A 21,888-nucleotide genomic window follows, 5' to 3' on the forward strand; every position below is an offset into this window, starting at 1 on the left:
GCGGCGCGGGGGCGCCGGGGCGTACCGCTCTCGCTCCCGGTTCCCGGCTTCCGGTGGACCACTCCGCACTCGTACGATATCTTGTACAAGCCGTGAAGGGAGGCACCCGTATGTCCATTACCGCAAGCGAAGCCCGTCAGAACCTGTTCCCCCTGATAGAGCAGGTCAACGAGGACCATGCCCCGGTGCACATCACCTCCCGGAAGGGCAACGCCGTGCTCATGTCCGAGGAGGACTTCACGGCCTGGACGGAGACGGTGCATCTCCTGCGTTCTCCCAAGAACGCCCGCCGCCTGCTCGACTCCATCGCCGAGGCCCAGTCCGGCGGCGCACGGCGGCGCGAGCTGATCGATCCGGACGCGGAGCGCACGTGAAGATCACTTTCACGTCGCACGGCTGGGAGGACTACGTCCACTGGGCCGAGAGCGACCGGAAGGTGACCAAGCGGATCAACAGACTGATCACCGACATCACACGTGACCCGTTCAAGGGCATCGGCAAGCCGGAACCCCTGAAGGGCGACCTGTCGGGCTACTGGTCACGCCGCATCGACGACACGCACCGCCTGGTGTACAAGCCCGCCGATGGCGTCCTGGTCATCGTGCAGGCGCGGTACCACTACTGACGGATACGCACTGACGGATACGCACAGACGGACACCGACAGAACCGACATCACGACATCGTGCTCGACAAGGACGCCGAAGGAGCCGTGCCATGGACTTCACGCTCGAAGTGATCCCGCTGCCCGTGACCGACATCGACCGGTCCCGGGACTTCTACCGGGACAAGGTCGGCTTCCACGTCGACATCGACCAGGAGGTCATGCCGGGCATGCGCATCGTCCAGCTGACGCCGCCCGGCTCGGGCTGCTCCATCGCCCTCGGCGAGGCCATCTGGGACATGGCCCAGGGCCAGACCACGCCGGCCCCCGGCTCGTACCAGGGACTCCAGCTGTGCGTCACCGACATCAAGGCGGCCCACGCGGAGCTGGTGGGGCGCGGCCTGGAGGTCTCCGAGCCGGTGCAGTACGCCCCGGACGACGGCGCCACGTTCATGTACTTCAAGGACCCGGACGGCAACGGCTGGGCGGTCCAGGAGTACCGCCGCCGGGCGACGGAGCCGCTGCACCAGCTGCTGGCGGACCAGAAGCGGCAGGGCTAGGAGAGCCGGTCCTTCGGGATCAGTCGGTCTCCCGCCACCGGTTGGTGATCGGGAGCCGGCGGTCCTTGCCGAAGCCCTTCGGCGAGATCTTGGTGCCCGGCGGGTACTGGCGCCGCTTGTACTCCGCGGTGTCGACCATGCGCAGCGTCCTCGTCACCAGCTCGCGGTCGTACCCGGCGGCCACGATCTCGTCCGCGCCCCGGTCCCGGTCGACGTACAGCTCGAGGATCGCGTCCAGCACCGGGTAGTCCGGCAGCGAGTCCGTGTCGACCTGGTCCGGGCGCAGCTCCGCGCTCGGCGGCTTGGTGATCGAGTTCTCGGGGATCGGCGGGGTCCGGCCACGGTCCCCGGCCGACCGGTTGCGCCACTCGGCGAGGCGGAAGACGGACGTCTTGTACACGTCCTTGATGGGCCCGTACCCGCCGACCGAGTCGCCGTACAGCGTGGAGTACCCCACCGCCAGTTCCGACTTGTTGCCGGGCGCGAGCACGAGGTGGCCCTCCTGGTTGGAGATGGCCATCAGCAGCGTCCCGCGCAGCCGCGACTGGAGGTTCTCCTCCGCCAGTCCGGTCAGGTCCAGCGCCCCCATGTACGCGTCGAACATCGGCTCGATCGCCACGGTGCGGTAGTTCAGTCCGGTGCGCCGCGCCAGCTCCGCCGCGTCGTCCCGGGAGTGCCCGGAGGAGTACTTGGACGGCATCGAGACGCCGTACACGTTCTCCGCGCCGACCGCGTCGCAGGCGATCGCCGCGACCAGCGCGGAGTCGATGCCTCCGGACAGTCCGACCAGCACCGAGCGGAAGCCGTTCTTCGCGACGTACGCCCGCAGTCCGGCGACGAGCGCCGAGTAGACCTCCTCGTCGTCGCCGAGGCGCTCCGCGTGCCCGCCGGACGGCTCCGGCGGGTAGGCCGGCACCGGCTCCTCGGACAGCACGACCCGGTCGACGCGCAGGCCGTCGTCCACCACGCCGGTCGGCGCGTCCGCCTCGGCGGCCGGCAGGTCCAGGTCGACGACCACGCAGTCCTCGGAGAACTGCGGCGCCCGCGCCACGACCTTCCCGTCCCGGTCTACCACGATCGAGTCGCCGTCGAAGACCAGCTCGTCCTGCCCGCCGGTCGTCGCGAGGTAGGCGGTCGTGCAGCCGGCCTCCCGGGCGCGCCCGCGCACCAGTTCCAGCCGCGTGTCGTCCTTGTCGCGCTCGTACGGCGAGGCGTTGACGGAGAGCAGCAGCCCGGCCCGCGCCGAGCGCGCGGCCGGCACCCGGCCGCCGTCCTGCCACAGGTCCTCGCAGATGGCCAGCGCCACGTCGACGCCGCGCACCCGCACCACCGGCAGGGTGTCGCCGGGCACGAAGTAGCGGAACTCGTCGAAGACGCCGTAGTTGGGCAGGTGGTGCTTGGCGAAGCTCAGCGCCACCTCGCCGCCGTACAGCACGGCCGCCGCGTTCTGCGGGGCGCCGGCCGGCTGGCCGTACTTCGGCTGGGCGGTGGCGGAGCGGTCGAGGTAGCCGACGACCACCGGCAGCGCGCCGAAGCCCTCCCGCGCCAGACGCGCCGCCAGCGAGCGCAGGGCCGCGCGGGACGCCTCCACGAAGGACGGCCTGAGCGCCAGGTCCTCGACGGGATACCCGGTCAGGACCATCTCCGGGAACGCCACCAGGTGCGCTCCCCGCTCGGCCGAGTGCCGGGTCCAGCGGACGACCGACTCCGCGTTCGAGGCGATGTCGCCGACACACGAGTCGATCTGGTTGAGGGCGAGTCGTAGTTGAGGCACGCGCACAGTCTAATCGTCAGAACGACGCGATGGGGTGGCGTGCCGGTACCCGTCTCATGTCCTCATGTCCGCGGCTTCGCGCCCCGCTCCGCCAGCAGGTCCGCCATCAGCCGGATCTCCGACTCCTGGGACGCCACCATCCCCTGCGCCAGCCGCCTCTCCACCCCGACCGCGCACCTGTCGGCGCACCCCTGGGCCATGTGGACGCCGCCCTTGTGATGCTCGGTCATGAGCTGGAGGTAGTAGACCTCCGCCCGCTTCCCGTCGAGCGTGGCCAGTCTCTCCATCTCGGCGTCGGTGGCCATCCCCGGCATCAGCGAGCCCTCCCCCGCCGACGGCATGTCGCCCATGCCCATCCAGCTCATCGGCGGGTCGGACGACACCTTCGGCAACCCCCACAGGTCCAGCCAGCCGATCATCATGCCGCGCTGGTTGGCCTGGGTCTGCGCGATGTCGTACGCGAGGCGCCGCACCTCCTCGTCCTTCGTGCGGTCGCGCACGATGTACGACATCTCCACGGCCTGCTGGTGGTGCACCGACATGTCCCGCGCGAAGCCGGCGTCCGCGGAGTCGGCCGTCGGGACCCGGCCCGCGCCGTCGTCCCCGGCGACGGCGTAGGTGATGCCGCCGGCCGCGACGAGGGCCGCGGCGGCGGCCCCCGCGATCCAGCCGGCCCGTTTCGGTGTCACTGCGACAGACCGTTCGTGCAGGCGGCACCTGGCTCCGGGGTCTGCTCGCCCTGCACGAACCTCTCGAAGAACTTGTCCACGTTCGGGTCGTCGGCGCCCGTCACCGTGCGCTGGTGGCCCCAGGCGGTGAGCATGATCGGGTCCTTCTGCTTGTCGTCCGGGCTCATCAGCGAGTACGGCGTCTTCCTCACCTTCGCCGCCAGCTTCTCCACGTCGGCCTCGGGCGCCTTGTCGGTGTACGTCACCCAGACTGCGCCGTGCTCCAGCGAGTGCACGGCGTTCTCGTTCTCCAGCGGCTCGGTGTAGACGTCGCCGTTGCAGTTCATCCAGACCTGGTTGTGGTCGCCGCCGACCGGGGGCTCGGCCGGGTAGGAGACCTTCTTGGCGACGTGGTTGCGGGCCAGGTCGCCCTTCCAGGTCCGCACCCCGTCCGACCCGGCGACGAACTTGCCGGAGGTCTTGCCGTCCGACGCCGTGGCATCGTCGGAGTCGCCGGACTGCGACCGGACGAGGACGACTCCGCCGACGACGAGACCGGCGACGACCACGGCGCTGACCGCGATGGTGAGGATCCGGTTCCGGCGGTCGCGGGCCTCCTCGGCGCGCCGCATCTCGGCTATGCGTGTCTGTCGCGCCGTGTTGCTGCTCTTCTTGGCGGAACCCATGGGGTGTGCCCTTCTGGGAAAAGGGGGGCGGTGGAGTCCGCTGATCGTAATGGCGGAGGAGGGCTGAATCGTAGGGAGATCACAGGATCCGTCGCGGTGGGAACCCAGGAATGGCCCGATCGAACAGGCGGCCTCTACGCTGCGGGGAGAGCCGGTGGGCCGACCGAGGCCCGCAACGCGTACGAAACCGTGCTGTGGTGTGATGCTCAGGTGCAGGGCCGCCTCCCGCCGTACCGGAGACAGGCGGCCTGACCAGCGAGGATGGGGAAGCGGAAGATGGACAAGCAGCAGGAGTTCGTGATCCGGACGCTGGAGGAGCGCGACATCCGGTTCGTACGCCTGTGGTTCACGGACGTACTGGGCTTCCTCAAGTCCGTCGCCGTGGCCCCGGCCGAGCTGGAGCAGGCCTTCGACGAGGGCATCGGCTTCGACGGCTCCGCGATCGAGGGCTTCGCCCGGGTCTACGAGTCCGACATGATCGCCAAGCCGGACCCCTCCACCTTCCAGGTCCTGCCCTGGCGCGCGGAGGCCCCCGGCACGGCCCGCATGTTCTGCGACATCCTCATGCCGGACGGTTCCCCGTCCTTCGCCGACCCGCGCTACGTCCTCAAGCGCGCCCTGGCCCGCACCTCCGACCTGGGCTTCACCTTCTACACCCACCCGGAGATCGAGTTCTTCCTGCTGAAGGACAAGCCCGTCGACGGCACGGTCCCCACCCCCGCCGACAACTCCGGGTACTTCGACCACACCCCGCAGAACATCGGCATGGACTTCCGCCGCCAGGCGATCACCATGCTGGAGTCGATGGGTATCTCGGTCGAGTTCTCCCACCACGAGGGCGCCCCCGGCCAGCAGGAGATCGACCTCCGCTACGCCGACGCGCTCTCCACGGCCGACAACATCATGACCTTCCGCCTGGTCATGAAGCAGGTCGCGCTGGAGCAGGGCCTCCAGGCCACCTTCATGCCGAAGCCGTTCTCGGAGTACCCGGGCTCGGGCATGCACTCGCACCTGTCGTTGTTCGAAGGCGACCGCAACGCCTTCTACGAGTCCGGCGCCGAGTACCAGCTCTCCAAGGTCGGCCGCTCCTTCATCGCGGGCCTGCTGCGGCACGCGGCGGAGATCTCGGCGGTCACCAACCAGTGGGTGAACAGCTACAAGCGCATCTGGGGCGGCTCCGAGCGCACGGCGGGCGCCGGCGGCGAGGCCCCCTCGTACATCTGCTGGGGCCACAACAACCGCTCGGCCCTGGTCCGCGTCCCCATGTACAAGCCCGGCAAGACCGGTTCGGCCCGCGTCGAGGTCCGCTCCATCGACTCCGGCGCCAACCCGTACCTGACCTACGCCGTCCTCCTCGCCGCCGGCCTCAAGGGCATCGAGGAGGGCTACGAACTCCCGCCGGGCGCCGAGGACGACGTGTGGGCCCTGTCCGACTCGGAACGCCGCGCGCTGGGCATCGAGCCCCTCCCCCAGAACCTCGGCGAGGCCCTCGCCCTGATGGAACGCAGCGACCTGGTCGCCGAGACCCTCGGCGAGCACGTCTTCGACTTCTTCCTCCGCAACAAGCGGCAGGAGTGGGAGGAGTACCGCTCCCAGGTGACGGCGTTCGAGCTGCGGAAGAGCCTGCCGGTGCTGTAGGGATCGTCGGAGCAGGTTTCCCGCTGATACCGGCGGACGGGCCGGCGGTCACGGATCGCCGGCCTCCTGGCGTCCCACTGGTCCCGGGCCGTCTCCGGGCCGTCTCCGGGCCGTCTCCGGGCCGTCTCCGGGCCGTCTCCGGGCCGTACGTCGGAGCTGCCACCCGGACGCACTCACCAGGGCCCTTCGGGCAGGCCTGAGCTGCCACGTCCCTCACGTCTCCCCGTGAGCAGGCCGAGCGTCGAAGTGGTCGGGAGTCACCCGATCAGCCGATCGCCCCGCAGGCCGCAGCCCCCGTAAAGCCAGGCTCGAACGCGCTGCCTGATGAGCTGTCCCCGGCCTGCCCGAGTTGCACGACTCCGCGGAATCACGCGATATGGGCACAGGACCCCGTCCGGGGTCGTTTCAGGAGGAACTATGCGTCGCATGACTATCGGTGCTCTTCTGACCGCCGCCCTTCTCGCAGGGCCGGCTGCGGTCACGGCGGAAGCACAGACGCCGGTGGCGACCCAGGCAACCACCGTGCAGGCCGCCCAGAACCAGGCGCAGGACGATGACAGCAAGGACGACAGCGACGGCGGATGGGGCCTGTGGGGGCTCGCCGGTCTTCTGGGTCTGCTCGGGCTCATTCCCCGTCGCGGCAAGACACACGACACGGCACCCCGTCGCGGCACGGGGACCGGCGGCGCGCACCCGGAAGACCGTATCTGAGTGATACGCCCTGTCCGACAAGGCCGAGGCGTACCGCCGCCACCGAGGGGTTCTGGTGGCGGCGGTACGCCTGTCGCCTTCTCCGCGGTGTTACTCCGCCGGGCCTGACAACGGCTTCCATACCGGTCCGGGAACTCCCTCGGACCTGCACACCGTTCATCGCACCGTCGCAGAAGAAGGGCATGACGGCGGCGGACGGGGCCGACTGCGCGTGTCCCGGCCCGGAAAGGGCCTGCTACCGGCGGAAAACGTGAAGGCAGCGGGCTCTTTTCCCGACCGAATCCGCACATGGTGAAACAGCCCGCCCACCGGACAGCCCCGTGAACGGCCCGCCCGTGGCGGGGCCGTTCACCAGCGTGCTTTGATCGGGTCCCGGCACGCCGGTGACCGCTCCGGATCCCCCACTCCGACACTCGACCGGCCTGCCGTCCCCCTCGCACTCGTCCCCACGAAAGGGAGGCTCACCATGAACCTCGTGCCCCAGATCGAAACGGCCGAAATCTCCGACGCGGACCTGGACCAGGTGTCCGGCGGCCACATCGGTGTCGACGCCGGCGCGGCCGTCATAACGGCCGGTGGCTCGGTCGGCGCCGGTCTCTACGCGGAGGCCGGACCGTTCGCCCTCGGTGCCGGTCTCGGCGGCTCCGCGTCGCTCAGCGGCGCCACGGCGCAGGGCCACGCGCACACGACCATGGCCTGAGCCGCACGGCTGACGCGCGCGTGATGAGCCCCGGACCATTGCGTCCGGGGCTCATCACTTGCCGGTGCCCGCCACGAACGCGGCCCACATGGCCGGCGCCATGGCCAGGCGGGGGCCGTCGGGGTGCTTGGAGTCGCGGACGTGGATGGTGGCGGGGGTTATCGCGACCTCGACGCAGTCGCTCGGGTTGCTGGTGTCGCTGTAGCTGCTCTTGAACCAGGCCAGGTCGGCGAGGTCTCCGGATGCGTCCTTACGGCTCATGTCTCCCCCAGCAGTTGTTCGATGAAGGCCACTGACTCCCGGGCGGACAGTGCCTCGGCCCGGATACTGCCATAGCGCAGTTCGAGGATGCGCAGCTGCCGGGGGTCGGTGACGGGCCGGCCGCCGAACTCGTCGTCGGCCCGGCCGACCGCCGTGCCGTCCTCGAACTTGAGCACCTGCATCCGCCCACCTCCCGGATGGTCACCGCGAGACGTCGGCATCACCTGGATCTCCACGTGCCGCAATCGCCCGACCTCCAGCAGGTGTTCGAGCTGCCGACGCAGAACCATCATGCCTCCGACAGGGCGTCTGAGGGTCGCCTCCTCCTGGACGAAGCTGAGTTCCGGGGCCGGGGCCCGTTCGAACATCGACTTGCGGCCCATACGCGCGGCGACGGCGTTCGCCACCTCGTCCTCGGTGAGGGCCGGCCGTCGCCTGCCGAGCAGTGCGCGCGCGTACTCCTCGGTCTGGAGAAGCCCGTGCAGGCTGTAACTGCCGTACGAGAGCGATTCGACCGCCCGGGACTCCATCTTTGCCAGATCCCGCACCTGCTTGGGGTACCGGACCTTCTTCACGTCCTCCCAGGCCGCGGCGATGAGACCACCCGCCCGCAGCACCTGGTCCGCCTTCTCCAGGTACTCCCGCCGGGGGATCCGCTTCCCGCCCTCGACCTTGTAGACGAGGTCCTCCCCGTATCCGGCGGCCACGCCGAAGTCGCCCGCCCGCATCCCCACCGCCTCGCGGCGCAGCTTCAGCTGCCGCCCCACGGTGGTGAGGACGGCCACGCCCCACTCGTCGTCCGGGTCGACCTCCCAACCCGGCTCGTCCGCCTCGCCGTTCACCGACATCCGCACCCCTCCGCCGTACGCGTCGCATCGTGACGTGCGTCACGGTAGACGGACGGCCGACGCCACGGTGGCGGGATGCGGCCCCCGTCACCCCGTCGTGGGGGCGCGGTCCTCAGCGGCGCGCCGTCTCCACGGTCTCCGGCACGTGCCCGGCGACCACACGTTCCCGCCCGGTGACCGGAGCGGCGGCGGCTCGCCGCCGGTCCACGGCGTAGGCCGCGCCCGCGACGCCCAGGCCGAGGACCGCCAGCCCCGCGCCCGCCGTCGCCGGGGACGTGGCGCCGAAGCCCGCCGCGAGGGCGAGGCCGCCGATCCAGGCGCCGCCGGCGTTGGCGAGGTTGAAGGCGGCCTGGTTGGCCGAGGAGGCCAGGGAGGGGGCCGCGGCGGCCTTCTCCATGACCATCAGCTGGAGCGGGGAGCCGGTGACGAAGGCGGCCATGCCGAGCAGGGCCACCGCTGCGGCGGCGCTGACCTCCGTGCGCATCAGGAGCGGGAAGAGGGCGAGGACCACGACCAGCGAGGCGAGGCCGCCGAAGAGGGTGCCCCGCAGGGAGTGGTCGGCCAGGCGGCCGCCCAGCAGGTTGCCCGCGGTGGCGCCGACTCCGAAGAGGGCCAGCAGCAGCGTCACGCTCGCCTCGGCGAATCCGGCGGCGTCCGTGAGCATCGGGGTGATGTAGCTGTACGCGGAGAAGAGCGCGCCGAAGCCCGCGACGGTCGTGCCGAGCGCCAGCCAGACGGGGACGGAGCGCAGGGCGGCCAGTTCGCCGCGCAGGCCGGTGGCGGGGGCGGGGGCGTGGTCGCGGGGGATCAGGGCGACGAGCGCCGCTATCGCCGCGACGCCGATCGCGCTCACGCCGAGGAAGGTCGCCCGCCAGCCGAGCTGCTGGCCCATGGCGGTGGCGGCGGGCACGCCGACGATGTTGGCGACGGTCAGGCCCAGGAACATCAGGGAGACGGAGCGGGCCCTGCGTTCCGGCGCGACCATGCCGGTGGCGACCACCGCGCCGACGCCGAAGAAGGCGCCGTGCGGCAGGCCGCTGACGAAGCGGGCGGCGAGGAGGGAGACCTCGCCGGGGGCGAACGCCGACAGCGCGTTTCCGAGCACGAACAACGCCATCAGGGCGATGAGAACCGCGCGGCGGGACATCCGCGCGGTCGCCGCGGCGAGCAGCGGTGCCCCGATGACGACGCCGAGCGCGTAGGCCGAGACCAGGTGGCCCGCGGCGGGGATCGAGATGTGCAGGTCGTCCGCGACTTCGGGCAGCAGGCCCATCATCACGAACTCGGTGGTACCGATGCCGAAGGCGCCCACGGCAAGGGCGAGCAGGGCCAGGGGCATGAAGGGTCTCGCCTTTCGAGAGCGGAGGTGCGTACGGGACTTCTTCGCTATGTTCCCGTACGGAACAAAGCCTCTCAGGCCGAGTATTCCGTGAGGTGACGCGTGGGTTTCCGGCAGCCGCCCATACGGGGCTGACCAGGGACTTTCAGGACGCCGTTGTGTCGACCCTCACACGCGCGGCGATCGGGAGGTGGTCGCTGCCGGTCGCCGGGAGGGTCCAGCTGGTCGTCGGTTCCACACCGCTCACCAGGATCTGGTCGATGCGGGCCATCGGGAAGGACGCCGGCCAGCTGAAGCCGAAGCCGTCGCCCACGGCGCCCTGCGGGGAGCGCATCTGGGAGGTGATCGCGGTGAGCGCGCGGTCGTTCATGGTGCCGTTGAGGTCGCCGAGCAGGATCTTGCGGGGCAGCTTCTCGTCGGCGATGGCCTCTCCGAGGGCCTCGGCGCTCTTGTCCCGCTGCCGGGCGGTGAAACCGGCCTCCAGCTTCACCCGTACGGAGGGCAGGTGGGCGACGTACACCGCGACCGGCCCGGACGGGGTGGCGACGGTGGCGCGCATCGCCCGCTTCCAGCCCAGCTGGATGTCGACCGCCTTGACGCCGCCGAGCGGGTACTTGCTCCACAGCCCGACGGTGCCGACGACCGCGTGATGGGGGTACTTCGCCGCGAGCGCCTTCTCGTACGTCGGTACGGCGGACGCCTTCAGTTCCTCCAGGGCCATCACGTCCGCGCCGGCGGCGGCCACGGCGCGGGCGGTACCGGCCGGGTCGGCGTTGTCGGCGTTGACGTTGTGCGTGGCCACCGTGAGGTCGCCGCCGGAGCCGGTCTTGTCGAAGAGCAGGCCGCCGAAGAGGTTGAACCACACGAAAACCGGCAGCAGGAGCGCGATCAGCGCCGTCGCCGACTTGCGGGCCAGGGCGATCACCAGGAGCACCGGGACCAGCAGGCCGAACCACGGCAGGAAGGTCTCCGTGAGGCTGCCGAGGTTGCCGATGGCGTTCGGGATGCGCGAGTGGCCCGCCATGACGACGGCCAGGACGACGGCCACCGCGGCGGTGACCAGACCCCGGCGCCAGATCCGCGGGTCGCCGCGCCAGCCGGTGACCGCCCGGTCGAACAGGCGCCGAATCCGGGGCTCCCGGCGCTCGGGCCCCGAGCCGCCGCCGTCCGTCTCCGTCATGTACGCCTGCTGCGCCATACCGTCGCCTCACAACCTGCCGTGCAACACCGTCGCCCCCTGTGACTCAGCACCCTAGGGGATGATCGGTTCCGAACCCGCCGTCCCGTGACGGCCGTACTGGCACGAGGACGTACGAGTCGGCGTCCGGAGTTCCGAACAACGCCGGCACGGGCCGCTCTGTGACACAACGAGCACATTCGCCCCCTCCCACGCACCAGACCCCGCCCGGGTCAGCCGCAAGCCACCGGCACCCGGAGCCGGCCCCCTCCGGACGACACCCCCTAGCCGCCGGGACGCACGAGGTGCCACCATGGAGGGGATCCGGGGACACCGTCAGGGTGCCTCGAGATGACATGAAGGAGCCGTTGCCATGACGCAGCTTTCGGCTGCCCCGACGCCTCAGCGCCAGCCCTCCGACGGGAGCAAGGCGCTGTACGGGGGCAAGAGCAACCGTCGCATCACCGTCCGGGACATCGCCGCCGCCAAGGAGCGCGGCGAGAAGTGGCCCATGCTCACCGCCTACGACGCGATGACCGCGTCCGTCTTCGACGAGGCCGGCATCCCGGTCATGCTCGTCGGCGACTCCGCGGGCAACTGCCACCTCGGCTACGACACGACCGTGCCCGTCACGCTGGACGAGATGACGATGCTCTCGGCCGCGGTCGTCCGGGGCACCAGCCGCGCCCTGATCGTCGGCGACCTGCCCTTCGGTTCCTACCAGGAGGGCCCGGTGCAGGCGCTGCGCTCGGCGACCCGGCTGGTGAAGGAGGCGGGGGTCGGGGCGGTCAAGCTGGAGGGCGGTGAGCGGTCGCACGAGCAGATCCGGCTGCTCGTCGAGTCCGGCATCCCCGTGATGGCGCACATCGGCCTCACCCCGCAGTCCGTCAACGCCATGGGCTACCGCGTGCAGGGCCGGGGCGAGGAGGCGGCCCAGCAGCTGCTGCGCGACGCCAAGGCGGTGCAGGACGCGGGCGCCTTCGCGGTCGTCCTGGAGCTGGTGCCGGCCGAGCTGGCCGCCGAGGTGACGCGGACGCTGCACATCCCGACGGTCGGTATCGGCGCGGGTCCGCAGACGGACGCGCAGGTGCTGGTGTGGACCGACATGCTCGGGCTGACCGGCGGCCGGATGCCGAAGTTCGTCAAGCAGTACGCCGACCTGCGCCAGGTCATCGGCGGCGCGGCGAAGGCGTTCGCCGAGGACGTCGTCGGCGGAACGTTCCCGCAGGAGGAGCACTCCGTCCACTGAGCCACCGCGGTACGACACCGGCCCCGGGGGGCTTCGCCCCCACCTTCCTGCGCCCGAACCGGCGCCGCTCTCGCGGAGCTGGTTGCTCGCCGTCGTGGTTCCTCAATCGACGGTTGCGGTGCTCGCCGGCGTCGCGGGCGTCGCGGGCGTCGCGGGCGTCGCGGGATTGAGCAGTTCCCCGTGCAGCGCCCGTAGTTCGGGTCCCGGGTCGGTGCCGAGCCGGTCCGCGAGCAGCCGGCGTACGGCGTCGTAGGCGGCCAGCGCCTCGGCGGTGCGGCCGGTGTCGCGCAGGGCGCGCAGTCGCAGGGCCTGGAGGGGTTCGTCCAGGGGGCGGCCGTCGCACAGCGCGGTCAGCTCGGGCAGGGAGTGCTCGGCCTGTCCGAGGTCGAGGGCGGCGGTGTGGCGGGCGCGCAGGACGTCCAGGTGCCGCATCTCCCAGCGGGCCGCCTCGGCGGTGCGGTCGGGCAGGTCGGCGAGTGCGGGGCCGTGCCACAGGGCGAGGGCGTCGTCGAGGAGGACCGCCGCCTTGCCGGGATCGCCGTCGGCCAGGGCGCGGGTGCCCTCGCCGGCCAGCCGGTCGAAGCGGTGCAGGTCGACGTCGTCGGGGGCGGCGGCGAGCCGGTAACCGCCGTCGGCCGAGGCGACGGCGCCCGCGCCGAGCGTCCGGCGCAGCCGCCCGACCAGGGCCTGCAGGGCACCCGGCGCGTCGGCGGGCGGGGCGCCGTCCCACACCTCCTGCACCAGCAGGCCCGCGGGCACGGTGCGGCCGGGCCTGATGGCGAGCACGGTCAGCAGCGCGCGCAGCCGCGCCCCGCCGAGCGGGACGGCCGTGCCGTCGGGGCGGAGTACCTGGGTGGTGCCGAGGATGCGATAGCGCACAGGGCCCATTGTCCCCGCTGTCGTCGGAGCCGGTCACGGGGTTTTGACGGCGCGGCGCGCGGGCCGGGGTCAAAGCCCCCGCAACGCGGCCCCGCCTTCCCTGGAACCTCCCGCCACCCGCGAGACGTTTCCCCGGGGCGCCCGGTACGGTCGGGCAGTCCCCGCAGGTCCCGCCGCACGCCCGAAAGCCCAGGGAGCCCCATGAGCACCGCCACCGCCCGCCCCAGTGACCGGCGGATCAGTCCGGTGTTCCTAGGGATCGTCGCCGTCGCCGCGGTCACGGGCTGGGCCGCCTGGACCGGGTTCGCCGAGCAGCCGGGCCTGGCCGTGTTCCTGTTCGTGACGGCCGCGTGGGTCGTGTCGCTGTGCCTGCACGAGTACGCGCACGCCCGCACCGCGCTGCACAGCGGCGACATCTCGGTCGGCGCGAAGGGCTATCTCACGCTGAACCCGGTCAAGTACACGCACGCGCTGCTGAGCATCGTGCTGCCGGTGCTGTTCGTGATCATGGGCGGGATCGGCCTGCCGGGCGGTGCCGTCTTCATCGAGCGCGGGCGGATCCGGGGACGCTGGCGGCACAGCCTGATCTCGGCCGCGGGCCCGCTGACGAACGTCCTGTTCGCCGTGGTGTGCACGGCCCCGTTCTGGCTGGACGCGCTGGACGGCGTGCCGCGCGACTTCCGGATCGCACTGGCCTTCCTCGCGCTGCTCCAGGTCACGGCGGCGATCCTGAACTTCCTGCCGGTGCCCGGCCTGGACGGCTACGGGGTGATCGAGCCGTGGCTGTCGTACAACGTGCGGCGGCAGGTGGAGCCGCTCGCGCCGTTCGGGCTGCTGATCGTGTTCGCGCTGCTGTGGATCCCGGCCGTCAACGGCGTGTTCTTCGACGCGGTCGACGCGCTCCTGCGCGGCCTCGGCATCGGCGAGCTCGACACGTACTGCGGCTTCGAGCTGTACCGCTTCTGGCAGACGGACCAGCTCTGCTCGGTCAGCCCGTGACCGACGTGGAGCGGCGGGCGTCCCTGCCGCGCTTGACGTAGTACCAGCACATGTTGGACGACAGCCCCGACAGCAGCACCCACACGACGCCGATCAGCACGCTGCCCCGCACGAAGGAGACGACGGCGGCGGCCACGGCGAGCACGCAGACGGCCAGGGCGTAGAGGGCGAGGCGGGGCATGGTGCGGACTCCTGTCGGGGGACACGGCGGGCACTTCGGGTGCCGTGTCGCGGTCTGGCTTGCACCCACCAGTGTCCCCCATCGCCTCACACGTCGGTGACGCGGAGCCCGGCGTGTGCCTTGTAGCGGCGGTTGACGGAGATCAGGTTGGCGACCAGCGACTCGACCTGGTGGGCGCCTCGCAGCCGCCCGGCGAAGACGCCGCGCATGCCGGGGATGCGCCCGGCGAGGGCCTGGACGATCTCCACGTCGGCGCGGGCCTCGCCCAGCACCATGACGTCGGTGTCGATCTCGTCGATCTCCGGGTCCTGGAGGAGGACGGCGGACAGGTGGTGGAAGGCGGCCGTGACCCGGCTGTCCGGGAGCAGGGCGGCGGCCTGCTCGGCGGCGCTGCCCTCCTCGGGCTTGAGCGCGTAGGCGCCCTGCTTGTCGAAGCCGAGCGGGTTGACGCAGTCGACGACGAGCTTGCCGGACAGTTCCTCGCGCAGGGATTCGAGGGTCTTGCCGTGGCCGTCCCACGGCACGGCGACGATCACGACGTCGCTGCGGCGGGCGGTCTCGGCGTTGTCGGCGCCCTCGACGCCGTGCCCGATCTCCTCGGCGGCGGCCTCGGCGCGCTCGGCGGCGCGCGAGCCGACGATCACCTGCTGGCCTGCCTTGGCGAGGCGGTACGCGAGGCCCTTGCCCTGGGGTCCGGTGCCGCCGAGCACGCCGACGACCAGCCCGGAGACGTCGGGCAGGTCCCAGGGGTCCTTGGCGGGGGCCTTCTGTGCAGCACTGTCGGTAGAGGTCATGGGCCGACCCTACGTCCGTCCCGACCGCCGGACGGGATCAGGTCCCGCCCAGCGCCGAGGCGTTCCCCGGCCGTCCCCGGGTCGGGCGAATCCGGGGCGAATCCCGGGCCGCGCGGGCCGGGTTGCGGCAGGATGCGGGCCCATGGACGCCGTACGGGTCGCGCTGCTGCGGGAAGTGCTAGCCGGTACCGAGTGGCTTGGCGCCACCCGGAGGTTCGCGGGGGCGCTGCGGGGCTCCGTGGTCCCGCACGGGGGCGGGCTGCTGCTCGTGGGTACCGCCGAGTACGAGCCCTGGCATCTGGCGGCGCACCTGGTGGACGAGGCGGCCTGGTCGGGGACGCCGGAGCTGGCTCCCACGCTCGTACGGCACGACGCGCGTCCTTCGGACCCGGCGCATCTGGCGGTGGGTCCGGGTCGGCTGGCGGCGGCCCGGCGCGGGGAGACGCTGCTCGTGGTGACGCCCGACGACCCCGGCGCCCCGCTGCTGGAACGGGTGCACGACGCCCGCCGGGCCGGCGCGACGGTCCTTGCGCTGGGCACCGGCGAGCGGGAGCTGACGGCGATGGCGCACGAGACGCTGACCGTGCCGGACGGCGCCGAGCTGGACCTGGACACGGTGCAGCACCTGGTCAGCGCGGCGGCCGGGGAGAACGCGGTGCCGCCGCCCCGGGGCCGCCGCCGCTTCAGGGACCGCCTGTCCCGGCTGGCCGACCACCTGACGGCCCCGCCGCCCTCCGGCTGGTAGTCCCCGCCCCCGCGTCCGCGCGCAGGGCAGCTACCGCCGCGGTGACCGTGGCGCGATGGCCCGTCAGTCCTCTTCCGCTCGGCCCGCGGCGGAGGGGCCGTGCCACTTGGGGTCGTTCTCCCACTCGAGGTTGCGCTCGCGGGCGGTCTGCATCGCGTGCTCGGCCTCCGTGCGGGAGGCGTACGGTCCGAAGCGGTCCTTTCCCGGGCAGTCCGGGCCCTCCTCGACCTTCTGGTGCTCCAGGCAGTAGTACCACTCGCCCGGTTTTCCGACCGTGCGCTTCTTGAACAGGGCCATGACCGGCTCCTTTCGCCAGGGACATGCTCTCTTATGCCCGCTGGTTAGACTCACTGACATGTCTGGCCAGTCGCTGCTCGTACCAGGGGAGCTGTCTCCCACCCGTTCCGTACCCGGAAACATCCGCCGGCCCGAATACGTGGGCAAACCCGCGCCGACGCCGTACACCGGGCCGGAGGTGCAGACGCCCGAGACGATCGAGGCGATGCGCGTGGCCGGGCGGATCGCGGCGCGGGCCATGGAGGAGGCCGCGAAGCTGATCGCGCCCGGCGTGACGACGGACGAGCTGGACCGGGTGGCGCACGAGTACATGTGCGACCACGGCGCCTACCCCTCGACGCTGGGCTACCGCGGTTTCCCCAAGTCCCTGTGCAGCTCGGTCAACGAGGTCATCTGCCACGGCATCCCCGACTCCACGGTGCTGCGCGACGGTGACATCGTCAACCTCGACGTGACGGCGTACATCGGCGGCGTGCACGGCGACAACAACGCGACCTACCTGGTCGGCGACGTGGACGAGGAGAGCCGGCTGCTGGTCGAGCGGACCCGCGAGTCCCTCGCCCGCGCGATCAAGGCGGTCAGGCCGGGCCGGCAGATCAACATCATCGGCCGGGTCATCGAGTCGTACGCGAAGCGGTTCGGGTACGGGGTGGTGCGGGACTTCACCGGCCACGGGATCAACTCGTCGTTCCACTCGGGGCTCATCGTCCCGCACTACGACAGCCCGCACGCCACCACCGTCATCCAGCCCGGGATGACCTTCACGATCGAGCCGATGCTGACGCTCGGCACGCACGAGTACGACATGTGGGACGACGGCTGGACGGTCGTGACAAAGGACCGCAGGCGGACGGCGCAGTTCGAGCACACGCTCGTGGTGACCGATTCCGGGGCCGAGATCCTGACCCTTCCGTAGCCCCACCACGCCCTTCACGGCCCGCTCTCCCCGGAGGGCGGGCCGTTTCGTGTCCGGGTACGCTTTTTACCGACAGGACGTCGGAAAGACTATTGACTTAGGTAAGCCTAACTATAGAAGATCGGCCCCATGGACTCCTTCTCGACCCTCATCCGCACGGCCTCCCACGAGCAGCACGTGGAGGCGGAGACCTCCACCTTCATGAGCGACCTGCTCGGCGGCCGACTCGGCGTCGACGCGTACGCGCGCTACACCGAGCAGCTGTGGTTCGTCTACGAGGCCTTGGAGGGCGGGGCCGGGCGGCTGGCGTCGGACCCGGTGGCCGGGCCGTTCGTCCGGCCTGAGCTGATGCGGCTGGCCTCGCTGGAGCGGGACCTGGCGCACCTGCGCGGTCCGGGCTGGCGCACGGGGCTGACCGCCCTGCCCGCGACCGAGGAGTACGCGGCCCGGGTGCGCGAGTGCGCCGAGCGCTGGCCGGCCGGGTACGTCGCCCACCACTACACGCGCTACCTCGGCGACCTGTCCGGCGGGCAGATCATCCGCGACAGGGCGGAGCGGACGTGGGGCTTCGCCAGGAAGGGCGACGGGGTCCGCTTCTACGTCTTCGAGGAGATCACCAACCCGGCCGCGTTCAAGCGCGAGTACCGCGAACTGCTGGACGGCATCCACGCGGACGACCTGGCGAAGCAGCGGGTCGTCGCCGAGTGCAGGCGGGCCTTCGCCCTGAACACGGCGGTCTTCCGGGGGCTGGGCGAGGAGTTCCCGCTGTCGGCCTGAGCGGCGTTCGTGATGAGCGGCCCGGTCCGGACGGACGGTCGTGGACGCACCGGTCCCCCTCGGCCGCCGTGGCCGAGGGGGACCGGAGCGAACGGCCCGCCGGCCTCAGTTGTCGATGTCGTAGTCGTCGCTGCGGCAGTTGATGCCGCCGAAGTACAGGTCACCGGTGCTGGGCGTGGTGATGGCCCCGAAGTACGGGCTGCAGGTGGCGTCCTCGTCACCGTGCAGCGGGCCGTCGAAGGCGGTGGCGGTCGCGGCGCCGCCGGCCGTCATGGCGGCGGTCAGCAGGACGGTGGCGAGGGCGGAGCGGATGCGCATGGAGTGCCTCTCACGTGAGGGAACGGTCAGGCGAGAGGTAACCCCTCGCGCTCGCCCGCACACGCGGTTCCACCCGTACGGGTGCACCCGTCACCGGTCCAGGCGTACCCGTCCGCCGATCTCGATCCACCCTTCGGGCTGCGGCGCCGTCAGGATCTGCGAGCCGGCCCCCTGGGTGATGTTGAGCGCCCGGCCCAGCCGCTCGGTCAGCAGCAGCGCCGCGGCGCCCGTCGCCTCGTCCTCGTCGATACCGTCACCGCGCCCCGGGAAGGCACGCGCCCGGACGCGCCCCGCCGGCTCGTCCTCCCAGGCCCAGACGTAGATCCTCCCCCGGACTTCGTCCGGGGGGACCCCCATCTCGCTTCGCTCGCCCAGTGGCGGCACCGGCAGGTCGTCGACCTCGGCGGCGGTGGCGTACTGCCGCAGGGTGCGCGGCGGGGCCCACTCGGGGCGGGCCTCGATCCAGCTGAACTCGCCGTCCAGGCGGGTGCCCGTCACCCCGGCCGGGGTGACGAGTTCGGGCACGTCGAGCAGCCAGGCCGTGCCGACGCAGGGGTGGCCGGCGAACGGCAGGCGCAGGGTGGGCGTGTAGATGTCGACGACGCCGCGCTCGGGATCGTCGACGAAGACGGTCTCGCTGAAGCCCAGCTTCGCGGCGAGTTCCTGCCGCTCGGCGGGGCCCGGCAGTACGGAGCCGTCCCGGACGACGCCGAGCTCCTTGCCGTATCCGCCGTTCGGCGCGCAGAAGACGCGCAGTACGTCGTAGTCGGTCACCGGAGCATTCAAGCACCGCTCGCCGGCCCCCCGCTCACCTGCGCTGACCAGGCGCCGCCGCCTTCCTGCGACCTGATCCGCCGGACAGGCCCCCGCCCCGGTAGGGTTCGCCTCCGGGAAGGGGAAGGTGAAGGAACCTCATGACCAGGGATCGCGGCCCTCGTTGGCCCCGCAGGCTTGACCGGAGCGCGCTGATAGCCGCCTCGGCGACCGCTTTGTCGTTGACGGCGAGCGGATGCGTGGTGGTGCACGGCGAGCGCGAGGTGCTCCCGTCGACCACGCGGGCCGAGGCCGCGAAGGCGCTCCAGCAGTTCACCTCCGCCTACAACGCGGCCGACAAGGCGTACGACCCCTCCCTGGACGCCGAACACACCACCGGCGCCCTCGGCGCCATCGACTCGGCGCGGCTGGAGGCGGGCCGGGCCAACAACCCGGACGGCAACCCGTCGCACACTCCGCTGAAGCTGACGGACGCGAAGTTCACGATCCCGAAGAAGGCGGGCTGGCCTCGCTGGTTCGTCGCGGACACCAAGGCCAACAAGGGCGGCGACGCCCGCTGGCTGCTGGTCTTCACCCGCGACGGCCTGGAGGAGACCTGGCAGACGGCGTACCTGACGCTGGTCGCGCCCGACAAGGTGCCCGAGTTCACGACCGACCGGGACGGCTGGGCCGAGGCCGTCCCCGCGGACTCCACCGACCTGGCCGTTCCGCCGGCCGACCTGAGCAAGGACTACACGACGTACCTGAAGGACGGCGGGAAGACCTTCGCGGACGGCGCCCACACCAGTTCCTGGCGGGAGTTGCGGAAGAAGCGGTCGATCCGTCCCGGCCTGGTCACGCAGTACATCGACGAGCCGCTGACGAACGGCGACTACGCGCCGCTGGCGCTGCGCACGGAGGACGGCGGGGCGCTGGTGTTCTTCACCACGCGGCACTTCGAGAAACAGACCTCGGCGCAAGGCTCGTCGGTGCCGACGCCGAGCAAGGACGTACTGGCGCTGACGGACGGCGAGATCAAGCAGTCGCTGACGATGGAGTTCGTCTCCAACGGGATCGCGCTCGACCCGGCGCGGGGCGCGGGGGACGGAGAGGTGTCGGTCCTGGGGCGGGTCCAGGGTCTCACGTCGGCGAAGGGCGAGTAGCGGCAGGTGGCCGTGCTCGCTCAGCGGCGCGAGGGCCAGGCCGTGCCCGCGTGGTCGCTCTCCTCGCCGATGTGCCGGGCACAGGCGTCGGTGAGGATCTCCAGCAGGGTCAACGGGTCCGGCAGCGGATGCTCCGGGCCGCGTACCCAGTGCACCGTCCGGTCCTCGCCGGGCAGGCGGGCGGGCGGCACGAGGACGTAGGAGCCGCGGCAGTGCCAGCGCAGGCCCGGATGCTCGTCCATCGTCTCGGGGTGACAGTCCAGCTCGCAGGGCCACCACTCGTCCTCCTCCTCGGGGGTGCCCCGGGTGAGGGTGAACAGCAGCATGCGGCCGTCGTCGCTCTCGGCGACCGGGCCGACCTCGATACCGGCGTCGAGCAGGCGCCGGAGCGCCTCGCGACCGGCCTGGAGGGGGACGTCGAGGACGTCGTGCACCATGCCGGTCGCGGTGATGAAGTTGGCCTCGGGCTGGTGGCGGGCCCAGCGCTCGATCTGCGCGCGGTCGGTGGTGGACTGGGTCTGCCAGGCGAACGACACGGGGTGCCGGGCGGGGGTGGGACAGCCGACGCGGTCGCACGAGCAGCGGTATCCGGCCGGGTGCGCGGCGGGCGCCAGGGGCAGTCCCGCATCGGCGGCGGCGAGCAGCAGGTCTTCCCGGCCACCGTCACCGGTGGCTTCCTTGGGGCGGCGTCCGCGCAGCCACTGGGAGATTTTGCCCTGCAGGCCGCTCCGACCGCCGAACTCCGCGCTCATCTATCCCCTTCGCCTCGCCGTCGTGCGCACCAGCATGCCCTATGGTCGCACCATTCGGCGCTTCGGGGTCGGGAAGGGACAAACTCCCCTGGTCAGGCTTCTTTGGTCATCGCGGAGCGAGTCCGTGGAGCGCGTAGTCGACGAGCGTGTCGGTGTAGGCGTGGGAGATGGGCCCGGTGTGCTGCAGCCAGCGCTGGGCGAGCGGGGAGACGAAGAGTTCCAGTCCGATGCGCGGGTCGATGTCCGGTCGCACGTGACCGGCGCCCTGGGCGGCGCGCAGCCGGTCGGCGTGGAGCTGGAGCGACGGCTCCAGGAGCCTGGTGACGAACTCCCGGCCGAGCTGTTCGTTGACGACGCCCTCCGCGGCCAGGGCGCGGTAGGGGGCCTCGAACTTCGGATCGCGCAGTTCGTCGACGGTGGCACGCAGCACGGCCTTGAGATCGGCGGCGAGGTCACCGGTGTCCGGGATGGCGTACGCCTCCTCGCCGGCGGCCTGCACGGCCCGCTCGCCCAGGTCGAGGAAGGCCTCCAGCAGTACGTCGGCCTTCGCGGTCCACCAGCGGTAGATCGTCTGCTTGCCGACACCGGCGCGGGCGGCGATGCCCTCGATGGTGGTCTTGGGGTAGCCGACCTCGGCGACGAGGGCGAGAGCGGCGTCGTAGATGGCCTGGCGGGACCGTTGACTGCGACGGGTGGCGTCGGGGTGCGGCCTGTCGGGCGCGGGAGTCGGGGCGTGGGCTGGTTTCTGAGCGGCCATGGCCCGAATTTACCAGGTTGACAAGACGGTACGTCTCGCCGAGAGTGGACTTCGACAAGCGACGAGACGCAACGTCTCGTATTACCGGGAGGGAAACGCCATGACCCGAGGGGGAACCGGAGACATGCTGGGCGTCGGCGGCACGCGCCGGAAGCTCGGCCGCAACGCCCTGCGCGGCAGCGACCGCAACGGCCGGATCGGCGGCGGACCGGACCCGCGGAGCCGGAAACGGGAACTGCTGCGCAAGCTCCAGGAACGGCAGCGGCGGCAGACACCGGAAGGCGAGCCCGCGAGCGACGAGGCGTCGTGAGCGGGACGACGCGCCGCGAGCGGGACGAACGCC

Annotated in this window: 27 protein-coding genes and 1 pseudogene; 13 read left to right on the forward strand and 15 right to left on the reverse strand. The window is 71.6% G+C overall.

The features are described 5' to 3' along the window. Nucleotides 1-110 precede the first annotated feature (110 nt). From ACIQ1J_RS02350 to ACIQ1J_RS02360, 3 genes are all read left to right on the forward strand, one after another. Nucleotides 111-374, forward strand: coding sequence for a type II toxin-antitoxin system Phd/YefM family antitoxin (locus ACIQ1J_RS02350; protein ID WP_210958775.1), 264 nt, complete (start codon nt 111-113; stop codon nt 372-374). Continuing rightward, entirely contained in the window at nt 371-625 is a 255-nt protein-coding gene (locus ACIQ1J_RS02355; protein ID WP_121746670.1) for a Txe/YoeB family addiction module toxin, read from the forward strand. The genes ACIQ1J_RS02350 and ACIQ1J_RS02355 overlap by 4 nt, the downstream gene beginning before the upstream one ends. Before the next feature lie 91 nt (nt 626-716). Then, the gene (locus ACIQ1J_RS02360; protein ID WP_121746671.1) at nt 717-1,163 is read left to right on the forward strand and encodes a VOC family protein; all 447 of its coding nucleotides are present in this window, start codon (nt 717-719) and stop codon (nt 1,161-1,163) included. Nucleotides 1,164-1,182: 19 nt separating this feature from the next. Here ACIQ1J_RS02360 and ACIQ1J_RS02365 read toward each other — a convergent pair whose 3' ends face one another. The 3 genes from ACIQ1J_RS02365 to ACIQ1J_RS02375 all read right to left on the reverse strand — a co-directional run bounded on the left by ACIQ1J_RS02365 (nt 1,183) and on the right by ACIQ1J_RS02375 (nt 4,291). Next, complete coding sequence (locus ACIQ1J_RS02365; protein WP_403553357.1) at nt 1,183-2,937, reverse strand: NAD+ synthase; 1,755 nt, start codon at nt 2,935-2,937, stop codon at nt 1,183-1,185. 62 nt (nt 2,938-2,999) lie between these two features. Next, nucleotides 3,000-3,626: a DUF305 domain-containing protein gene (locus ACIQ1J_RS02370; protein ID WP_403553359.1), complete on the reverse strand. Its 627-nt coding sequence runs from the start codon at nt 3,624-3,626 to the stop codon at nt 3,000-3,002. Further along, nucleotides 3,623-4,291 carry a DUF3105 domain-containing protein gene (locus ACIQ1J_RS02375; RefSeq protein ID WP_403553361.1) on the reverse strand — a complete coding sequence of 223 codons (669 nt, stop codon included), beginning with the start codon at nt 4,289-4,291 and terminating at the stop codon, nt 3,623-3,625. The genes ACIQ1J_RS02370 and ACIQ1J_RS02375 overlap by 4 nt, the downstream gene beginning before the upstream one ends. 276 nt (nt 4,292-4,567) lie before the next feature. On the opposite strand from ACIQ1J_RS02375, the gene glnA reads away from it, so the two are divergent. From glnA to ACIQ1J_RS02390, 3 genes are all read left to right on the forward strand, one after another. Continuing rightward, complete coding sequence (glnA, locus tag ACIQ1J_RS02380; protein ID WP_055416613.1) at nt 4,568-5,929, forward strand: type I glutamate--ammonia ligase; 1,362 nt, start codon at nt 4,568-4,570, stop codon at nt 5,927-5,929. A gap of 426 nt (nt 5,930-6,355) precedes the next feature. Next, the gene (locus ACIQ1J_RS02385) at nt 6,356-6,640 is read left to right on the forward strand and encodes a WGxxGxxG family protein (RefSeq protein ID WP_403553363.1); all 285 of its coding nucleotides are present in this window, start codon (nt 6,356-6,358) and stop codon (nt 6,638-6,640) included. A gap of 466 nt (nt 6,641-7,106) precedes the next feature. Further along, complete coding sequence (locus tag ACIQ1J_RS02390) at nt 7,107-7,340, forward strand: hypothetical protein (RefSeq protein WP_403553365.1); 234 nt, start codon at nt 7,107-7,109, stop codon at nt 7,338-7,340. Between the two features lie 54 nt (nt 7,341-7,394). On the opposite strand, the gene ACIQ1J_RS02395 is transcribed toward ACIQ1J_RS02390, so the two are convergent. From ACIQ1J_RS02395 to ACIQ1J_RS02410, 4 genes are all read right to left on the reverse strand, one after another. Continuing rightward, nucleotides 7,395-7,601: a DUF397 domain-containing protein gene (locus ACIQ1J_RS02395; RefSeq protein ID WP_403553367.1), complete on the reverse strand. Its 207-nt coding sequence runs from the start codon at nt 7,599-7,601 to the stop codon at nt 7,395-7,397. Beyond that, entirely contained in the window at nt 7,598-8,449 is an 852-nt protein-coding gene (locus tag ACIQ1J_RS02400; RefSeq protein ID WP_403553369.1) for a helix-turn-helix domain-containing protein, read from the reverse strand. The genes ACIQ1J_RS02395 and ACIQ1J_RS02400 overlap by 4 nt, the downstream gene beginning before the upstream one ends. Nucleotides 8,450-8,561: 112 nt before the next feature. Then, entirely contained in the window at nt 8,562-9,788 is a 1,227-nt protein-coding gene (locus ACIQ1J_RS02405; RefSeq protein WP_403553371.1) for an MFS transporter, read from the reverse strand. Nucleotides 9,789-9,933: 145 nt separating this feature from the next. Continuing rightward, nucleotides 9,934-10,986: an endonuclease/exonuclease/phosphatase family protein gene (locus tag ACIQ1J_RS02410; protein ID WP_403553373.1), complete on the reverse strand. Its 1,053-nt coding sequence runs from the start codon at nt 10,984-10,986 to the stop codon at nt 9,934-9,936. A 352-nt stretch (nt 10,987-11,338) separates the two neighbouring features. On the opposite strand from ACIQ1J_RS02410, the gene panB reads away from it, so the two are divergent. Beyond that, a complete protein-coding gene (panB, locus tag ACIQ1J_RS02415) occupies nt 11,339-12,214 on the forward strand; it encodes a 3-methyl-2-oxobutanoate hydroxymethyltransferase (RefSeq protein WP_403553375.1) in 876 nt (291 codons plus the stop codon). Nucleotides 12,215-12,337: 123 nt separating this feature from the next. Here the strand turns inward: panB and ACIQ1J_RS02420 are convergent. Then, nucleotides 12,338-13,102: pseudogene (locus ACIQ1J_RS02420) on the reverse strand (BTAD domain-containing putative transcriptional regulator); the annotation flags it as partial. Nucleotides 13,103-13,294: 192 nt separating this feature from the next. On the opposite strand from ACIQ1J_RS02420, the gene ACIQ1J_RS02425 reads away from it, so the two are divergent. Beyond that, nucleotides 13,295-14,092: a site-2 protease family protein gene (locus ACIQ1J_RS02425; RefSeq protein ID WP_403553377.1), complete on the forward strand. Its 798-nt coding sequence runs from the start codon at nt 13,295-13,297 to the stop codon at nt 14,090-14,092. On the opposite strand, the gene ACIQ1J_RS02430 is transcribed toward ACIQ1J_RS02425, so the two are convergent. Next, nucleotides 14,082-14,273, reverse strand: a complete 192-nt coding sequence (locus tag ACIQ1J_RS02430) for a hypothetical protein (RefSeq protein ID WP_210958746.1) — start codon at nt 14,271-14,273, stop codon at nt 14,082-14,084. The genes ACIQ1J_RS02425 and ACIQ1J_RS02430 overlap by 11 nt on opposite strands. Nucleotides 14,274-14,359: 86 nt before the next feature. After that, on the reverse strand, nt 14,360-15,067 hold the full coding sequence (gene npdG / locus ACIQ1J_RS02435; protein WP_403553379.1) for an NADPH-dependent F420 reductase: 708 nt from the start codon (nt 15,065-15,067) through the stop codon (nt 14,360-14,362). Between the two features lie 142 nt (nt 15,068-15,209). Here npdG and ACIQ1J_RS02440 point away from each other — a divergent pair, with 142 nt between their 5' ends. After that, nucleotides 15,210-15,812 carry a hypothetical protein gene (locus tag ACIQ1J_RS02440; protein WP_310873669.1) on the forward strand — a complete coding sequence of 201 codons (603 nt, stop codon included), beginning with the start codon at nt 15,210-15,212 and terminating at the stop codon, nt 15,810-15,812. 63 nt (nt 15,813-15,875) lie between these two features. On the opposite strand, the gene ACIQ1J_RS02445 is transcribed toward ACIQ1J_RS02440, so the two are convergent. Then, nucleotides 15,876-16,109 (reverse strand): hypothetical protein, encoded by a 234-nt coding sequence (locus ACIQ1J_RS02445; RefSeq protein WP_403553381.1) that lies wholly within the window; start codon nt 16,107-16,109, stop codon nt 15,876-15,878. A 58-nt stretch (nt 16,110-16,167) separates the two neighbouring features. Between ACIQ1J_RS02445 and map the strand changes: the two genes are divergently transcribed. Together map and ACIQ1J_RS02455 are read left to right on the forward strand one after the other, a co-directional pair. Further along, on the forward strand, nt 16,168-17,025 hold the full coding sequence (gene map, locus ACIQ1J_RS02450) for a type I methionyl aminopeptidase (RefSeq protein WP_121746690.1): 858 nt from the start codon (nt 16,168-16,170) through the stop codon (nt 17,023-17,025). Nucleotides 17,026-17,154: 129 nt separating this feature from the next. Then, on the forward strand, nt 17,155-17,802 hold the full coding sequence (locus ACIQ1J_RS02455; RefSeq protein ID WP_403553383.1) for a heme oxygenase (biliverdin-producing): 648 nt from the start codon (nt 17,155-17,157) through the stop codon (nt 17,800-17,802). Nucleotides 17,803-17,907: 105 nt separating this feature from the next. On the opposite strand, the gene ACIQ1J_RS02460 is transcribed toward ACIQ1J_RS02455, so the two are convergent. Next, nucleotides 17,908-18,120 (reverse strand): hypothetical protein, encoded by a 213-nt coding sequence (locus tag ACIQ1J_RS02460; protein ID WP_210958736.1) that lies wholly within the window; start codon nt 18,118-18,120, stop codon nt 17,908-17,910. 90 nt (nt 18,121-18,210) lie between these two features. Further along, a complete protein-coding gene (locus tag ACIQ1J_RS02465) occupies nt 18,211-18,894 on the reverse strand; it encodes a PhzF family phenazine biosynthesis protein (protein WP_403553385.1) in 684 nt (227 codons plus the stop codon). A 140-nt stretch (nt 18,895-19,034) separates the two neighbouring features. Here ACIQ1J_RS02465 and ACIQ1J_RS02470 point away from each other — a divergent pair, with 140 nt between their 5' ends. Then, nucleotides 19,035-20,036 (forward strand): hypothetical protein, encoded by a 1,002-nt coding sequence (locus ACIQ1J_RS02470; RefSeq protein WP_403553387.1) that lies wholly within the window; start codon nt 19,035-19,037, stop codon nt 20,034-20,036. A gap of 20 nt (nt 20,037-20,056) precedes the next feature. Here ACIQ1J_RS02470 and ACIQ1J_RS02475 read toward each other — a convergent pair whose 3' ends face one another. Both ACIQ1J_RS02475 and ACIQ1J_RS02480 read right to left on the reverse strand, forming a co-directional pair. Further along, the gene (locus ACIQ1J_RS02475) at nt 20,057-20,788 is read right to left on the reverse strand and encodes a bifunctional DNA primase/polymerase (RefSeq protein WP_403553389.1); all 732 of its coding nucleotides are present in this window, start codon (nt 20,786-20,788) and stop codon (nt 20,057-20,059) included. Nucleotides 20,789-20,894: 106 nt separating this feature from the next. Then, entirely contained in the window at nt 20,895-21,545 is a 651-nt protein-coding gene (locus ACIQ1J_RS02480) for a TetR/AcrR family transcriptional regulator (protein ID WP_403553391.1), read from the reverse strand. 100 nt (nt 21,546-21,645) lie between these two features. Between ACIQ1J_RS02480 and ACIQ1J_RS02485 the strand changes: the two genes are divergently transcribed. Further along, entirely contained in the window at nt 21,646-21,855 is a 210-nt protein-coding gene (locus ACIQ1J_RS02485; protein WP_403553393.1) for a DUF6243 family protein, read from the forward strand. Nucleotides 21,856-21,888 lie beyond the last annotated feature (33 nt).

Origin of the sequence: Streptomyces sp. NPDC097107 (genome assembly GCF_044762405.1) — a bacterium.
GTDB lineage: Bacteria > Actinomycetota > Actinomycetes > Streptomycetales > Streptomycetaceae > Streptomyces > Streptomyces thinghirensis.

What these genes read in the sequence shown, in the direction of transcription:
- ACIQ1J_RS02350 (WP_210958775.1), top strand. Translation starts at nt 111, where the DNA reads ATGTCCATTACCGCAAGCGAAGCCCGTCAGAACCTGTTCCCCCTGATA.
- ACIQ1J_RS02360 (WP_121746671.1), top strand. Translation starts at nt 717, where the DNA reads ATGGACTTCACGCTCGAAGTGATCCCGCTGCCCGTGACCGACATCGAC.
- ACIQ1J_RS02375 (WP_403553361.1), bottom strand. Translation starts at nt 4,291, where the DNA reads ATGGGTTCCGCCAAGAAGAGCAGCAACACGGCGCGACAGACACGCATA.
- glnA (WP_055416613.1), top strand. Translation starts at nt 4,568, where the DNA reads ATGGACAAGCAGCAGGAGTTCGTGATCCGGACGCTGGAGGAGCGCGAC.
- ACIQ1J_RS02385 (WP_403553363.1), top strand. Translation starts at nt 6,356, where the DNA reads ATGACTATCGGTGCTCTTCTGACCGCCGCCCTTCTCGCAGGGCCGGCT.
- ACIQ1J_RS02390 (WP_403553365.1), top strand. Translation starts at nt 7,107, where the DNA reads ATGAACCTCGTGCCCCAGATCGAAACGGCCGAAATCTCCGACGCGGAC.
- ACIQ1J_RS02395 (WP_403553367.1), bottom strand. Translation starts at nt 7,601, where the DNA reads ATGAGCCGTAAGGACGCATCCGGAGACCTCGCCGACCTGGCCTGGTTC.
- ACIQ1J_RS02400 (WP_403553369.1), bottom strand. Translation starts at nt 8,449, where the DNA reads ATGTCGGTGAACGGCGAGGCGGACGAGCCGGGTTGGGAGGTCGACCCG.
- ACIQ1J_RS02405 (WP_403553371.1), bottom strand. Translation starts at nt 9,788, where the DNA reads ATGCCCCTGGCCCTGCTCGCCCTTGCCGTGGGCGCCTTCGGCATCGGT.
- ACIQ1J_RS02410 (WP_403553373.1), bottom strand. Translation starts at nt 10,986, where the DNA reads ATGGCGCAGCAGGCGTACATGACGGAGACGGACGGCGGCGGCTCGGGG.
- panB (WP_403553375.1), top strand. Translation starts at nt 11,339, where the DNA reads ATGACGCAGCTTTCGGCTGCCCCGACGCCTCAGCGCCAGCCCTCCGAC.
- ACIQ1J_RS02425 (WP_403553377.1), top strand. Translation starts at nt 13,295, where the DNA reads ATGAGCACCGCCACCGCCCGCCCCAGTGACCGGCGGATCAGTCCGGTG.
- ACIQ1J_RS02430 (WP_210958746.1), bottom strand. Translation starts at nt 14,273, where the DNA reads ATGCCCCGCCTCGCCCTCTACGCCCTGGCCGTCTGCGTGCTCGCCGTG.
- npdG (WP_403553379.1), bottom strand. Translation starts at nt 15,067, where the DNA reads ATGACCTCTACCGACAGTGCTGCACAGAAGGCCCCCGCCAAGGACCCC.
- ACIQ1J_RS02440 (WP_310873669.1), top strand. Translation starts at nt 15,210, where the DNA reads ATGGACGCCGTACGGGTCGCGCTGCTGCGGGAAGTGCTAGCCGGTACC.
- ACIQ1J_RS02445 (WP_403553381.1), bottom strand. Translation starts at nt 16,109, where the DNA reads ATGGCCCTGTTCAAGAAGCGCACGGTCGGAAAACCGGGCGAGTGGTAC.
- map (WP_121746690.1), top strand. Translation starts at nt 16,168, where the DNA reads ATGTCTGGCCAGTCGCTGCTCGTACCAGGGGAGCTGTCTCCCACCCGT.
- ACIQ1J_RS02455 (WP_403553383.1), top strand. Translation starts at nt 17,155, where the DNA reads ATGGACTCCTTCTCGACCCTCATCCGCACGGCCTCCCACGAGCAGCAC.
- ACIQ1J_RS02460 (WP_210958736.1), bottom strand. Translation starts at nt 18,120, where the DNA reads ATGCGCATCCGCTCCGCCCTCGCCACCGTCCTGCTGACCGCCGCCATG.
- ACIQ1J_RS02470 (WP_403553387.1), top strand. Translation starts at nt 19,035, where the DNA reads ATGACCAGGGATCGCGGCCCTCGTTGGCCCCGCAGGCTTGACCGGAGC.
- ACIQ1J_RS02475 (WP_403553389.1), bottom strand. Translation starts at nt 20,788, where the DNA reads ATGAGCGCGGAGTTCGGCGGTCGGAGCGGCCTGCAGGGCAAAATCTCC.
- ACIQ1J_RS02480 (WP_403553391.1), bottom strand. Translation starts at nt 21,545, where the DNA reads ATGGCCGCTCAGAAACCAGCCCACGCCCCGACTCCCGCGCCCGACAGG.
- ACIQ1J_RS02485 (WP_403553393.1), top strand. Translation starts at nt 21,646, where the DNA reads ATGACCCGAGGGGGAACCGGAGACATGCTGGGCGTCGGCGGCACGCGC.